Annotated in this window: 12 protein-coding genes; 6 read left to right on the top strand and 6 right to left on the bottom strand. The window is 68.9% G+C overall.

The window, feature by feature from the left end:
- Positions 1-59: 59 nt before the first annotated feature.
- The 4 genes from ACFOWZ_RS09920 to ACFOWZ_RS09935 are packed head-to-tail and all read right to left on the bottom strand — an operon-like array spanning position 60 to position 5296.
- Positions 60-353: a hypothetical protein gene (locus tag ACFOWZ_RS09920; RefSeq protein ID WP_382371352.1), complete on the bottom strand. Its 294-nt coding sequence runs from the start codon at positions 351-353 to the stop codon at positions 60-62.
- A gap of 56 nt (positions 354-409) precedes the next feature.
- Positions 410-1402 (bottom strand): methylmalonyl Co-A mutase-associated GTPase MeaB, encoded by a 993-nt coding sequence (gene meaB, locus ACFOWZ_RS09925; protein WP_382371354.1) that lies wholly within the window; start codon positions 1400-1402, stop codon positions 410-412.
- On the bottom strand, positions 1395-3527 hold the full coding sequence (gene scpA / locus ACFOWZ_RS09930) for a methylmalonyl-CoA mutase (RefSeq protein ID WP_382371356.1): 2133 nt from the start codon (positions 3525-3527) through the stop codon (positions 1395-1397). The genes meaB and scpA overlap by 8 nt, the downstream gene beginning before the upstream one ends.
- On the bottom strand, positions 3524-5296 hold the full coding sequence (locus ACFOWZ_RS09935) for a methylmalonyl-CoA mutase family protein (protein WP_382371358.1): 1773 nt from the start codon (positions 5294-5296) through the stop codon (positions 3524-3526). Before ACFOWZ_RS09935 ends, scpA begins: the two co-directional genes overlap by 4 nt.
- Before the next feature lie 90 nt (positions 5297-5386).
- On the opposite strand from ACFOWZ_RS09935, the gene ACFOWZ_RS09940 reads away from it, so the two are divergent.
- From ACFOWZ_RS09940 to ACFOWZ_RS09950, 3 genes are read left to right on the top strand one after another with little or no spacing between them, the layout of a single operon-like run.
- Positions 5387-7021: a serine/threonine-protein kinase gene (locus ACFOWZ_RS09940; protein WP_382371360.1), complete on the top strand. Its 1635-nt coding sequence runs from the start codon at positions 5387-5389 to the stop codon at positions 7019-7021.
- Positions 7022-7030: 9 nt separating this feature from the next.
- Complete coding sequence (locus ACFOWZ_RS09945; RefSeq protein WP_030470719.1) at positions 7031-7822, top strand: purine-nucleoside phosphorylase; 792 nt, start codon at positions 7031-7033, stop codon at positions 7820-7822.
- A complete protein-coding gene (locus ACFOWZ_RS09950; RefSeq protein ID WP_382371362.1) occupies positions 7819-9420 on the top strand; it encodes a phospho-sugar mutase in 1602 nt (533 codons plus the stop codon). Before ACFOWZ_RS09945 ends, ACFOWZ_RS09950 begins: the two co-directional genes overlap by 4 nt.
- Here the strand turns inward: ACFOWZ_RS09950 and ACFOWZ_RS09955 are convergent.
- A complete protein-coding gene (locus ACFOWZ_RS09955; protein ID WP_382371364.1) occupies positions 9413-9748 on the bottom strand; it encodes a hypothetical protein in 336 nt (111 codons plus the stop codon). The genes ACFOWZ_RS09950 and ACFOWZ_RS09955 overlap by 8 nt on opposite strands.
- 106 nt (positions 9749-9854) lie before the next feature.
- Here ACFOWZ_RS09955 and ACFOWZ_RS09960 point away from each other — a divergent pair, with 106 nt between their 5' ends.
- Positions 9855-10004 (top strand): helix-turn-helix domain-containing protein, encoded by a 150-nt coding sequence (locus tag ACFOWZ_RS09960; RefSeq protein WP_382371366.1) that lies wholly within the window; start codon positions 9855-9857, stop codon positions 10002-10004.
- A 66-nt stretch (positions 10005-10070) separates the two neighbouring features.
- Positions 10071-11225 carry an RNA-guided endonuclease InsQ/TnpB family protein gene (locus tag ACFOWZ_RS09965; protein ID WP_382372628.1) on the top strand — a complete coding sequence of 385 codons (1155 nt, stop codon included), beginning with the start codon at positions 10071-10073 and terminating at the stop codon, positions 11223-11225.
- On the opposite strand, the gene ACFOWZ_RS09970 is transcribed toward ACFOWZ_RS09965, so the two are convergent.
- Complete coding sequence (locus ACFOWZ_RS09970; protein ID WP_382371368.1) at positions 11119-11745, bottom strand: class I SAM-dependent methyltransferase; 627 nt, start codon at positions 11743-11745, stop codon at positions 11119-11121. The genes ACFOWZ_RS09965 and ACFOWZ_RS09970 overlap by 107 nt on opposite strands.
- 19 nt (positions 11746-11764) lie before the next feature.
- On the opposite strand from ACFOWZ_RS09970, the gene ACFOWZ_RS09975 reads away from it, so the two are divergent.
- Positions 11765-12217: a flavodoxin family protein gene (locus tag ACFOWZ_RS09975; RefSeq protein ID WP_382371372.1), complete on the top strand. Its 453-nt coding sequence runs from the start codon at positions 11765-11767 to the stop codon at positions 12215-12217.
- The last annotated feature ends 89 nt before the right edge of the window (positions 12218-12306 follow it).

Raw genomic sequence — 12306 nt, forward strand, 5'->3', positions numbered from 1 at the left:
ATGGTCGAGAAGCACGCTTAATTTTGACTATTACGTCCCACCATCTGGGACGAACGGTCTCAGCCCTTCTTGGCCGCGCGATCCTTGCGCCACGCTGCCCACCGCTTCTTGTTGCGGTAGTAGACCAGCACGAACAGCAGAACGGCGATACCGCCCATCCACAGCTTGCGCTTGGTCTCCGCCCGCTCCTCCGGAGACGGCTCCTGCGGCGCGTTCACACTGGGAGCCGGGTTCACGGTCGTCTGCTGCGCCACCGGCACAGGCGCGTTCGCGGCCTCTTGCGCGGTCGCCCCAGCGGCGAACCCGACAACGCTCATCAGCGCGAACACGCAGGCCAGCAGCAACCTCGACATGGCCTGAACTCTACCTCGAATACCACGATCGATGGTCACCCAAACTAGTTAAGCGCCTACCGAGAGTCCGATTGGAACGCCTGCAAAATCTGCTCGGCGGCGAGGGTCGCGGTGAGCTCACCGGAACGGACCTTCTCCTCCAGGGAGGGGGCCAACGCGCGCACGGCGGCGCTTTCGCGCAACTGCCGCCACAGTTCGTCGTGGACCATCATCCAGGTCCATTCGACCTGCTGGCGCCGCCGTCGTTCGTCCAGCTCGCCGGCGTCGGTCAGAGTCGACCTGTGTTCCAGCACGCGGGACCAGAGCTCGTCGAGACCGGCGCCGGTGAGACCCGAGCAGGTGAGCACCGGCGGGTGCCACAGGGCGTCCGGCGGGCGCAGCAGCCGCAACGCTCCGGCCAGCTCGCGCGCCGCCTTGCGGGCGTCCATCTCGTGCTCGCCGTCGGCCTTGTTGACCGCGATGACGTCCGCGAGCTCCAGGACGCCCTTCTTGATGCCCTGGAGCTGGTCGCCGGTGCGCGCGAGGGTCAGGAACAGCGAGCAGTCCGTCATGTTCGCGACGGCCACCTCCGACTGCCCGACGCCGACGGTCTCGACCAGCACGACGTCGTAGCCCGCGGCCTCGACCAGCACGATCGTCTCGCGGGTGGCCTGCGCGACGCCGCCGAGCGTGCCGCTGGTGGGCGACGGCCGGATGAAGGCGTTCTGGTTCACCGACAGCCGCTGCATGCGCGTCTTGTCGCCCAGGATGCTGCCGCCGGTGCGGGTCGACGACGGGTCGACGGCGAGCACCGCGACCCGGTGCCCCTTCTCGGTCAGCACGGTCCCGAGCGCGTCGATGAACGTCGACTTGCCCACGCCGGGGACACCGGTGATGCCGACCCTGATCGCGTCGCCGGACTTGGGCAGCAGCTCGACCAGCAGTTCCTGGGCCTTGGCCCGGTGATCGGCGCGCGTCGACTCGACCAGGGTGATGGCCCTGGCCAGCACGCCGCGGTTGCCGTCGAGCACGCCTTTCGCGTACTCGGCGACGTCGATCACCCTACCCATGCCCGAGCTGGCCCGAGAGCTTCACCAGCAGGTCCTTCGCCGCGTCCGCGATCACCGTGCCGGGCGGGAAGATCGCCGAGGCGCCCGCCGCGTACAGCTCGTCGAAGTCCTGCGGCGGGATCACACCACCGACGACGATCATGATGTCCTCGCGGCCGAGGTCGGTGAGCGCCGCCTTCAGCGCCGGCACCAGCGTGAGGTGGCCGGCGGCGAGCGAGGACACGCCGACGATGTGCACGTCCGCCTCGACGGCCTGGCGCGCGACCTCCTCCGGCGTCTGGAACAGCGGGCCGACGTCGACGTCGAAGCCGAGGTCCGCGAACGCCGTGGCGATCACCTTCTGGCCCCGGTCGTGGCCGTCCTGGCCCATCTTGGCCACCAGGATGCGCGGACGGCGTCCCTCCTCCGCCGCGAACGCCTCGACGACCTCGCGGCAGGCGTCCACGTTGGACACTTGACCGACCTCCTGCCGGTAGACACCGGTGATGGTGCGGATCTGGGCGGAGTGCCTGCCCCACACCTTGCCGAGCGACTCCGAGATCTCGCCGACCGTGGCCTTGGCGCGGGCGGCGTTGATCGCGAGCTCCAGCAGGTTGCCCTGGCCCTGTGCGGCATTGGTGAGGGCGTCGAGAGCATTGTCCACAGCGGACTGATCGCGCTCCTCCCTGAGCCTGCGGAGCTTTTCGAGCTGCTGCGCGCGCACGCCGGCGTTGTCGACCTTGAGGACCTCGATCTGCTCGTCGTTGTCCACCAGGTACTTGTTGACGCCGATGACGGGCTGGCGGCCGGAGTCGATGCGTGCCTGGGTCCTCGCCGCCGCTTCCTCGATGCGCAGCTTGGGGATGCCCTCGTCGATGGCGCGGGCCATGCCACCGGCCTTCTCGACCTCGGTGATGTGCTCCCACGCCTTGGCGGCGAGCTCGGCGGTGAGCCGTTCGACGTACGCGCTGCCGCCCCACGGATCGATCACGCGGGTCGTGCCGGACTCCTGCTGGAGCAGCAGCTGCGTGTTGCGGGCGATGCGCGCGGAGAAGTCGGTGGGCAGCGCGAGCGCCTCGTCGAGTGCGTTGGTGTGCAACGACTGCGTGTGCCCCTGGGTCGCGGCCATGGCCTCGACGCACGTGCGCGCGACGTTGTTGAACACGTCCTGCGCGGTGAGCGACCAGCCGCTGGTCTGGCAGTGCGTGCGGAGGCTCAGTGACTTCTGGTTCTTCGGCTCGAAGCCGTTGACCAGCTTCGACCACAGCAGGCGCGCGGCCCGCATCTTGGCGATCTCCATGAAGAAGTTCATGCCGATCGCCCAGAAGAAGCTGAGCCGCGGCGCGAACGCGTCCACGTCCAGGCCCGCCGCCTGACCGGCGCGGATGTACTCGACGCCGTCCGCGAGCGTGTAGGCCAGCTCCAGGTCGGCGGTCGCCCCCGCCTCCTGCATGTGGTAGCCGGAGATCGAGATGGAGTTGAACTTCGGCATGTGGGAGCTGGTGTAGCTGAAGATGTCGGAGATGATCCGCATCGACGGCTGCGGCGGGTAGATGTAGGTGTTGCGGACCATGAACTCCTTGAGGATGTCGTTCTGGATGGTCCCCATGAGCTGCTCCGGCTTCACCCCCTGCTCCTCCGCCGCGACGACGAACAGGGCGAGGATCGGCAGCACTGCGCCGTTCATCGTCATCGACACCGACATCTTGTCCAGCGGGATGCCGTCGAACAGCGTGCGCATGTCGTAGATCGAGTCGATCGCGACGCCCGCCATGCCGACGTCACCGGCCACGCGCGGGTGGTCCGAGTCGTAGCCGCGGTGCGTGGCGAGGTCGAAGGCCACCGAAAGACCCTTCTGCCCGGCCGCGAGGTTGCGGCGGTAGAAGGCGTTGGACTCCTCGGCCGTGGAGAAACCCGCGTACTGCCGGATGGTCCACGGCTGGTTGACGTACATCGTCGGGTACGGGCCGCGCAGGAACGGCGCGATGCCCGGATAGGTGCCGAGGAAGTCCAGACCGTCGGTGTCGGCTTGGGTGTAGACCGGCTGGACCGCGATGCCCTCGGGCGTCTCCCACACCGGCAGGTCGGTCTCGTACTTCGCCGACGGGAGCGGGCCGAGGTCGATGTCCGCGAAGTTGGGGATCATCGCTCCACTCCCTGGGATTTTTTGATGGCGAGGAAGTCGTAGGTGCTGTTCAGGATCTCCAGCGCGGGGCAGCCCATGTACACGAAGCCGTCGACCTGCGCGTCGCTCTTCTTGCCTGCCAGGAGTACCCGCTGCGCACCGGCTTTTCTCAACGCTTCCACGGTCGGCACGGCCTGGTCGGCGTAGCTCGTGTCGCTGCCGCACAGGACGGCGATCTTCGCTCCGGAGGCCTTGAACTGCTCGGCGACGTCTTCAGGGCTCTTGGTGGGGCCCGCGTTCGGGGTGGCGAAACCGCCGGCGTTGAAGAGGTTCGCGGCGAAGGTGGCGCGGGCGGTGTGGGCGGCGACCGGGCCGAGGGTGGCGAGGAAGACCTGAGGGCGTTCGGGCTGGGCGTCGGCGAGGTCGCGGAGCTCCTCGAAGGCCTGGGCGTAGCGGACGCGCGGCAGCCCGAAACTGTCAGACCCGCTTGAGAGACTTGGGATGGGGGGTGCATCCCCCCAGGGGGCCTGCGAGTCCGAATCGATTCCGGGCTCGCGCACGACCGGCTTCTCGCCCAGGTTCGGGAACTCGCTCACCCCCGTGATCGGATCGCTCCGATCCGCCAGCCGAGCCGACCGCTTCTCCCACGTCGCAGCGATCCGCGAAGCAACCACCTCGCGCGCGGCAGGCAGCCCACCCGCCCGTTCGATCTCCTGGAACCACGACCACGCCTCACCGGCCAGCGCGTCCGTGAGCTTCTCGACGTACCAGGACCCGGCCGCCGGGTCGATCACCTCGCCGAGGTGCGACTCCTCCAGCAGCAGGTTCTGCGTGTTGCGGGCGACGCGGCGCGCGAACTCGTCCGGCAGCCCGATGGCGGCGTCGAACGGCTGCACCGTCACCGAGTCGGCGCCACCGAGACCGGCGGACAGGCACGCCACGGTCGTGCGCAGCATGTTCACCCACGGGTCGCGGCGGGTCATCATCGCCGAGGACGTCACCGCGTGCTGCACCTGCGGCACGTCCACACCGGACACTTCGGCGACGCGCGCGAACAGCCGGCGCGCGGCCCGCAGCTTCGCGATCGTCGTGAACTGGTCGGCGGTCGCGGCGTAGCGGAACTCCAGCTGCGCGAACGCCTGCTCGACACCGAGTCCGGCGTCGGTCAACGCGCGCAGGTAGGAGACGGCCAGCGCGAGGGACGCACCGAGCTCCTCGGCGTCGGACCCGCCCGCGTCGTGGAACGGCAGCGCGTCCACCACGACGGTCCGCAGGCCGGGGAACTGCTCGACGGCCTGCCTGATGACGTCCAGCGCCTCACCGGAAGGCACCAGCGCCAGGTTGCCGCGCACCTCCGTTGCCAGCAGCGGTGCCTGGTCGTAGATCCGCAGCATCGTGCGCGCCGCCTCGACGTCTCCGTCGAGCACGATCGGCGCGAGGTCGAGGTACACCCCGTCCAGCACGCGTTCCAGCGACGAGGCGGGGAGGGCCAGCCACAGCGAGGTGACGCCGCCCTCCAGGTCGTTCATGATCGCGACCGGATCGGGCACGGAGTGGCGCTGGCGGACGTCCCAGCCCTGCTTCGCCGGCACGAGGGCGTAGGCGGGCAGCGCGTCGTCGAGGGTGTAGAGCGGCTGGAGCTCGATGCCGTCGTACGTCTTCGTGACCAGCGAGTCGAAGCTCGCACCGGTCTTGCGGAGCACGGCGTCGACCAGCTCACGCCACTGCTCCCTCGACGCCGAGGGGAACTCGTTCGCGCGGAATTCGGCGGGCAAGGCCAACTCCATCATGCGTTGCAGTGTTACCGACCAGTACCGACACGGCTATGTGAGGTTCACCGCCGTTAACGATGCAGTGAGTGTGTCAGGAAGAATCGAGTCGTGGACAAAGGTGACCTGAAACGCCTGATCGCGGATCGGTACCGGTTGCTGCACGTGCTCGGTCAGGGCTCGATGGGCACCGTGTGGGCCGCTCACGACGAGGTGCTGGGCAGGCAGGTCGCCGTGAAGGGCATTCTGCACACGCCCGGCATGCCCGACGTCGAGGCCGCTCAGCTGCGGGAACGGACGATGCGCGAGGCACGCGCCGTCGCCGCGCTCTCCCACCCGAACCTCGTCACGCTCTACGACGTCGTGCAGCAGGACGGCGACCCGTACGTGGTGATGGAGCTGGTGCCGTCGCGCAGTCTCGGCGAGGTGTTGCAGGAGCAGGGCTGCCTCACCGAGAAGCAGGGCGCCGCAGTGCTGGACGCGATCGCGGCCGCGCTGGCGTCGGCGCACCGCGTCGGGATCACGCACCGGGACGTCAAACCGGGCAACGTCCTGATCGCGGACGACGGCCGGGTCAAGCTCACGGACTTCGGCATCGCGCGCAACGTCGCCGAGGCCACCATGACCGCGCGCGGCATCACGCTGGGCACGCCCGCCTACATCGCGCCCGAGGTGGCGCAGGGCGGTGACGTGTCCGAGGCGGCGGACCGGTGGTCGCTCGGCGCGACGATGTGGGCCGCGATGGCGGGCGAACCTCCGTACGTGGGCAAGAACGTCATGCAGACGATCAACGCGGTGATCAACGGTGACGTGCCGGTGCCCGCGGGTGCTCATCGGCTCGCGCCGGTGATCAGCGGGCTGATGCGGAAGGAGCCGTCCGAGCGGCTGTCGCTGGTCGACGTGCGCAAGCAGGTCTACCCGCTGCTGCCGGAGCCGGGCACGGACGCGTTCGAGGTCCGCGAGTCCGTGCCGCTGCCGGTCGTCGTGCGGCCGAAACCGAAGATCGAACCGGACGCGCCGCTGGCCGACGACCCGGGCCCGCTGCCGTTCATGGTCACCAAGCCGATCACGCCCCAGCGCCGCGGACGGGTCGCCTCCACGTTCGTGCTGGTCGCGGCCATCCTGCTGTTCGTGGTGGGTTCCGGTGGCGGGTTCGCGCTGACCAGGCTGGCCGCGGGCGCGCCGCTGCTGCCGCCGACCGAGCAGACGGTGCAGACCCTGCCGACGCTGCCCAACTCGGCGACGCTGGTGCCGCGCACCGCGTCCGCCGTGACGGCGATCGGCGACCAGGGCGGCGAGTTCAAGCTGAACGTCGAGCAGAGCTGGTCGATGTACTCCGAGCAGCGCGCCGCCGACCTGAGGTTCCCGGCGTCGGCTGTGGTGCACTTCGTGTCCGGCAGCGGGGCGTACCAGGTGACCGTGCAGCGGTTCCCTGACTACTACCCGAAGCGCGACATCAAGACGTACGTGACGGGCGTGCAGTCGCGGTGGCCCGGCCGGTTCTTCGGCGGCGAGACGGTACCGACGCCGAACCTCTCCGGGCCGCGCATCGAGGACAGCATCCAGTTCGTCTACCGCACGGTCGAGGGTGACGAACCCAACGCGTTGAGGCGGTCGCACTTCTCCCGCGTGCTGCCGTTCAGCAACGACCTGTGGGTGGTCGAAGTGGTGGTGCCCACAGAGCAGGAGGACGAGGCGCGCGCACGGCTGTTCGACGCGATCGCCTCGACGTTCGCCCCGGTTTAACATCTGGCGGTGACTCCAGAAGAGCTGGCCGGCAAGGCCGCGGAAGAGATCCAGAGCCGCACCGGCGTGGCGAAGCACGACATCGCGATCGTGCTCGGTTCCGGCTGGCGGCCCGCCGCCGACGTGATCGGTGAGCCGGCGAGCGAAATCCCCGTCGGTGAGCTGGAAGGCTTCGAGGCGCCGACCGCGCTCGGCCACGGCGGCACCATCCGTTCCGTCGACGTGGGCGGCAAGAAGGTCCTCGTCGTCCTCGGCCGCACCCACGGCTACGAGGGCAAGGGCGTGCAGAAGGTCGTCCACGGCGTGCGCACGGCTGCTGCTGCCGGTGTGTCCACGATCGTGCTGACCAACGCGGCCGGTGGCCTGCGGCAGGGCATGTCCGTCGGGCAGCCGGTGCTGATCTCCGACCACCTGAACCTCACCTCGCTGTCGCCGCTGGTCGGCGCGCGGTTCGTGGACCTGACGGACCTGTACTCGCCGCGGCTGCGCAAGCTGGCGCAGGAGATCGACCCGTCGCTGGAAGAGGGCGTGTACGCCGGTCTGCCGGGCCCGCACTTCGAGACGCCGGCCGAGATCCGGATGCTGCGCACGATGGGCGCGGACCTGGTCGGCATGTCGACCGTGCACGAGGCCATCGCCGCGCGGGCCGAAGGCGTCGAGGTGTTCGGTCTGTCGCTGGTCACCAACCTCGCGGCGGGCATCACCGGCGAGCCGCTGAACCACCAGGAGGTGCTGGAGGCCGGTGCCGCCGCCGCTCAGCGCATGGGCACGCTGCTGCGTGAGCTGGTGGACCGCGCATGAGCCTGACGCCGGCACTGCGTGACGCGACGTTCCGGTGGATCGCTGACGACCCGTCGGACGCGACTCGAACCGAGCTGCAGGGCGTGTTGGCGCGGGCGATGGGCGGAGATGCCGCCGCGCTGGAGGACTTGCAGGACCGGATGGCCGGGCCGCTCACGTTCGGCACCGCCGGGCTGCGCGGGCCGGTGCGGGCGGGCACCAACGGCATGAACGTCGCCACGGTCGTCCGCACGACCGCCGGCCTGGCGTCGTGGTTGGGGACTTCGGGCCTGGTGTTCGTCGGACGCGACGCCCGGCACGGTTCCGAGGACTTCGCCGCCGCTGCCGCCGAAGTGATGGCGGCAGCGGGCTTCGACGTGCGGATGCTGCCGGGGCCGTTGCCGACGCCGGTGCTCGCGTTCCTGGTGCGCAAACACGGTGCTGTTGCGGGGATTCAGATCACCGCGTCGCACAACCCGCCCGCGGACAACGGCTACAAGCTCTACCTGGCCGGTGGTTCGCAGATCGTGCCGCCGTCGGACGGGGAGATCGAGAAGGCCATCGAGGCCGTTCCCGCCGCCGTGTCCGTGCCGCGGGCCAGTGGCTGTTCGGTCGTTTCCGACGCCGAAGTCGACGAGTACCTGGAACGAGTTGCCTCGCTGCCGCGCCAGAACTCGCGTGAGCTCAGGATCGCGTTGACGCCGATGCACGGCGTCGGTGGCGCGTTCGCCGTGGAAGCGTTGCGGCGCGCGGGTTTCACCGACGTGCACGTGGTGCGTTCGCAGGCGGTGCCGGACCCGGACTTCCCGACCGTGGTGTTCCCGAACCCGGAGGAGCCCGGCGCGTCCGACGAGTTGCTCTCGCTCGCGGCGTCGGTGGACGCGGACCTGGCCATCGCGCTGGACCCGGACGCCGACCGGTGCGCGCTGGGCGTGCGCGACGGCTCGACGTGGCGGATGCTGCGCGGTGACGAGACGGGCGTGCTGCTCGGCTCGCTCGTGCTGTCCACCACCGAGTCGACGGATCCGCTGGTGGCGACGACGATCGTGTCGTCGTCGCTGCTGAAGTCGATCGCGGCGGCGCACGGCGCCCGGTACGCGGAGACGCTGACCGGCTTCAAGTGGCTGGCACGCGCGGGCGAAGGTCTTGTGTTCGCCTACGAAGAGGCGCTCGGCAACTGCGTCGACCCGGAGTTCGTCGCGGACAAGGACGGCATCTCGGCAGCCGTCGTGGCCGCGGACCTGGCGGCAGGACTGAAGGCCTCTGGCCGGACGCTGCTGGACGCGTTGGACCAGCTCGCGCTGGACCACGGCCTGCACCTGACCGACCAGGTCTCCTTGCGGTACACCGATCTGTCGCTGATCGGCGCCACGATGTCCCGTCTGCGCTCGGAGCCGCCGTCGGACTTCGCGTCCGAGGATCTGCTGCCCGGCGCGGACGTGCTGCGGTGGACGGCCGACGGCGTGCGCGTGATCGTGCGCCCGTCCGGCACCGAACCGAAGCTCAAGGCGTACCTGGAAGTCGTCCAGCCGGTCACGGACGGACTGGAGTCCGCCCGTGCGGCAGGTAGGGCTCGGCTGGCCGAGCTGCGTGAGCGGGTGACGGAGCTGGTCAGCTAGTCAGCGCGATCGCCAGGCACAACGCGGCCAGGGCAAAGCCCCCGCCGGCCACGAAGTAGGCCCTTCTGGTCGGCGGGGCGATCGCGTTGCGGCGACCCTCCGTGACCGCCGCGACGGCGATCCGCCCGAAGATGTACGCGATCGTGCAAAGCCCCACGCCGAGTCCGAACAACATCGTGTTGACGTCCCACGGACTGTGGTCGAACCCCGGCCACAGCGACGCGAAGAGGGGCCCGAACCCGATCATCCCGATGCCGATCGCAAGGCCGAAACCCCAGGTGATGCGACGCTGACGAGGACTGGTGGTCATTAGGGCGGTGGTCTTCATCTGAGGTCCTTCGACGAGACCCCGTCTGTGAGGACGGGGAGGAACCGGACTCCTGCGGGGCGGGGCCGCCCACGTAGGGTCATATGGCGTTGGTATTCTGTGAACGGTGAATGGGCAGGTGAAGCGGGCGTTCCGGTACCGCTTCTATCCGAGCAAGGCGCAGGCGACGGAGTTGTCGCGCACGTTCGGGTGTGTCCGCAAGGTGTACAACCTGGCGTTGCAGGCCCGCGCAGAGGCCTGGACGCAGCGCCAGTAGCGGATCGGCTACGACACCACGTCGGCGCTGCTGACTGCCTGGAAACGCACCGAGGAACTGGCGTTTCTGGCCGAGGTGTCGGCGGTGCCGCTGCAGCAGGCGTTGCGACATCTGCAGTCCGCGTTCGGTAACTTCTGGGCGAAGCGGGCGCAGTTTCCGCGATTCAAGTCGCGGAAGAAGTCGCACGCCAGCGCCGAGTACACGCGCTCGGCGTTCCGCTGGAGCGACGGCGTGCTGACATTGGCGAAGATGGCCGAGCCGCTGGACATCCGCTGGTCCCGATCCCTGCCCGAAGGAGTAGCGCCCTCGACGGTGACCGTGTCGCGGGACGCGGCCGGACGCTGGTTCGTGTCCCTGCTGTGCGAAGACGCTGGCGTACAGCCGTTGCCTGCCACCAATGCGGCGGTGGGCATCGACGTCGGTCTCGACCACCTGCTGGTCCTCTCGACCGGGGAGAAGATCGGCAATCCGCGGCACGAGCGCCGGGAACGGGAACGCCTGGTCAAGGCGCAGCGGGCCTTGAGCCGCAAGCAGAAGGGCAGCAACAACCGGGCCAGGGCCCGCATCAAGGTCGCCCGAGTGCAGGCCCGGATCGCCGATCGGCGCACCGACTTCCTGCACAAGGTCACCACTCGGCTCGTGCGTGAGAACCAAACGCTCGTGATCGAGGATCTGGCTGTGTCGAACATGGTCGGCAACCACTGCCTGGCTCGTGCGATCAACGACGCGGGCTGGCGGCAGTGCCGGCAAATGCTGCAGTACAAGGCGGATTGGTACGGGCGGGACGTGATCGTGATCGATCGCTGGTTCCCCTCGTCCAAGCTGTGCTCGGTCTGCGGCGCGCTCACGGCGGCGATGCCGCTGCACGTGCGCGTGTGGACCTGCGGCTGCGGCGCGACCCATGACCGGGATGTGAACGCGGCACGCAACATTCTGGCCGCCGGGCTGGCGGTGACAGTCTGTGGAGCCGGTGTAAGACCTCAACGGAACCCTCCGGGCGGGCAGTCGGCGACGAAGCAGAAAACCCCGCGGCGCGAGCCGCAGGGATCCCCTCGTTCACGAGGGGAGGAAGTCAAGGTCCCTCCTGTGTACACCCACCCCTTCCTCCCACCCTTTAGGACGTCTTCCGGGCCGCGGGGTTCCGTTTGCTCATCAACAAGAACGCCTGCGGTCCCCCTTCGTCCACACCCTTCTGACGTTGCAGGCGTGCCACTTCGTTGAACCCGGCTTTCGTCGCGTTGCTCACGGTCTCGTCGATGTCGTGCCAGTACACGTCGAGGTCCACGTCGTGGCCGTACGCGTGGGTCATGTGGCCCTTCCGGTTACCCAGTTTGAAGGCGTGCAACAGGTACCCGCCCGGTTTGACGACGCGGTGGAACTCCTGCCACGGCACCTCTTCCGCCGGCATGTGGACCGTGGAGTACCAGACGACCGCGCCACCCAGGCTGTCGTCCGCGAGGTCGAGCTTCGTGATGTCGCCCTGGGAGAAGTCCAGGTGCGGATAGAGCTTCTTCGCCTGGTCGAGCATGCCGTCGGACAGGTCGATGCCGAACACGTCCTTGCCGAGCTCGTGCAGGTGCCCGGTGATGCGGCCGGTACCGCAGCCGAGGTCGGCGATCGGGCCGTTCGCGAGCTCGGCGAACGCCCGCATGATCGCGGCGTCGAGGGGACGGCCGTCGTGCGCGTCCGGGATGAGCTGGGCGTAGCTGGCGGCAACAACGTCGTAGGAGGCGCGGGTCATGGGCGTTATGTTGCTCGACGTGTCCAGGTTGTTGATCGTCCACCACACGCCCTCGCCCGCCCTGCAGGCGATGTTCGAGGCCGTGGTCTCCGGTGCCACCACGCCCGAGATCGAAGGCGTCGAGGTGGTGCGGCGAGCCGCGTTGTCCACAACCGCTGTGGATGTCCTGGAGGCCGACGGCTACCTGCTCGGCACGCCTGCCAACCTCGGGTACATGAGCGGTGCGTTGAAGCACTTCTTCGACACCGTCTACTACCCGTGTCTCGATTCCACGCGCGGCAGGCCGTTCGGGCTTTACGTGCACGGCAACAACGACACGGCGGGTGCGGTGCGCAGCGTCGAGACGGCCACGACCGGGCTGGGTTGGGAGAAGGCGGCTCAGCACGTCCTCGTCACGGGTGAGCCGTCGAAGGCCGATCTGGAGGCTTGCTGGGAACTCGGCGCAACTGTCGCAGCCCAGTTGTCCACATGAAGCCAGGGTTGTCCACAGCCTCTTGTCCCCAACCTGTGGACAACCCTGGGGATAGATTCGAACACCCGTTCGAAACCCTCGCATTCCTT

This window comes from Lentzea rhizosphaerae (assembly GCF_042649515.1).
Lineage (GTDB): Bacteria > Actinomycetota > Actinomycetes > Mycobacteriales > Pseudonocardiaceae > Lentzea > Lentzea aerocolonigenes.

Excerpts from the sequence above, each read along its gene's own strand:
- scpA (WP_382371356.1), bottom strand. The coding sequence starts at position 3,527 with ATGATCCCCAACTTCGCGGACATCGACCTCGGCCCGCTCCCGTCGGCG.
- ACFOWZ_RS09955 (WP_382371364.1), bottom strand. The coding sequence starts at position 9,748 with ATGAAGACCACCGCCCTAATGACCACCAGTCCTCGTCAGCGTCGCATC.
- ACFOWZ_RS09950 (WP_382371362.1), top strand. The coding sequence starts at position 7,819 with ATGAGCCTGACGCCGGCACTGCGTGACGCGACGTTCCGGTGGATCGCT.
- ACFOWZ_RS09935 (WP_382371358.1), bottom strand. The coding sequence starts at position 5,296 with ATGATGGAGTTGGCCTTGCCCGCCGAATTCCGCGCGAACGAGTTCCCC.
- meaB (WP_382371354.1), bottom strand. The coding sequence starts at position 1,402 with ATGGGTAGGGTGATCGACGTCGCCGAGTACGCGAAAGGCGTGCTCGAC.
- ACFOWZ_RS09920 (WP_382371352.1), bottom strand. The coding sequence starts at position 353 with ATGTCGAGGTTGCTGCTGGCCTGCGTGTTCGCGCTGATGAGCGTTGTC.
- ACFOWZ_RS09970 (WP_382371368.1), bottom strand. The coding sequence starts at position 11,745 with ATGACCCGCGCCTCCTACGACGTTGTTGCCGCCAGCTACGCCCAGCTC.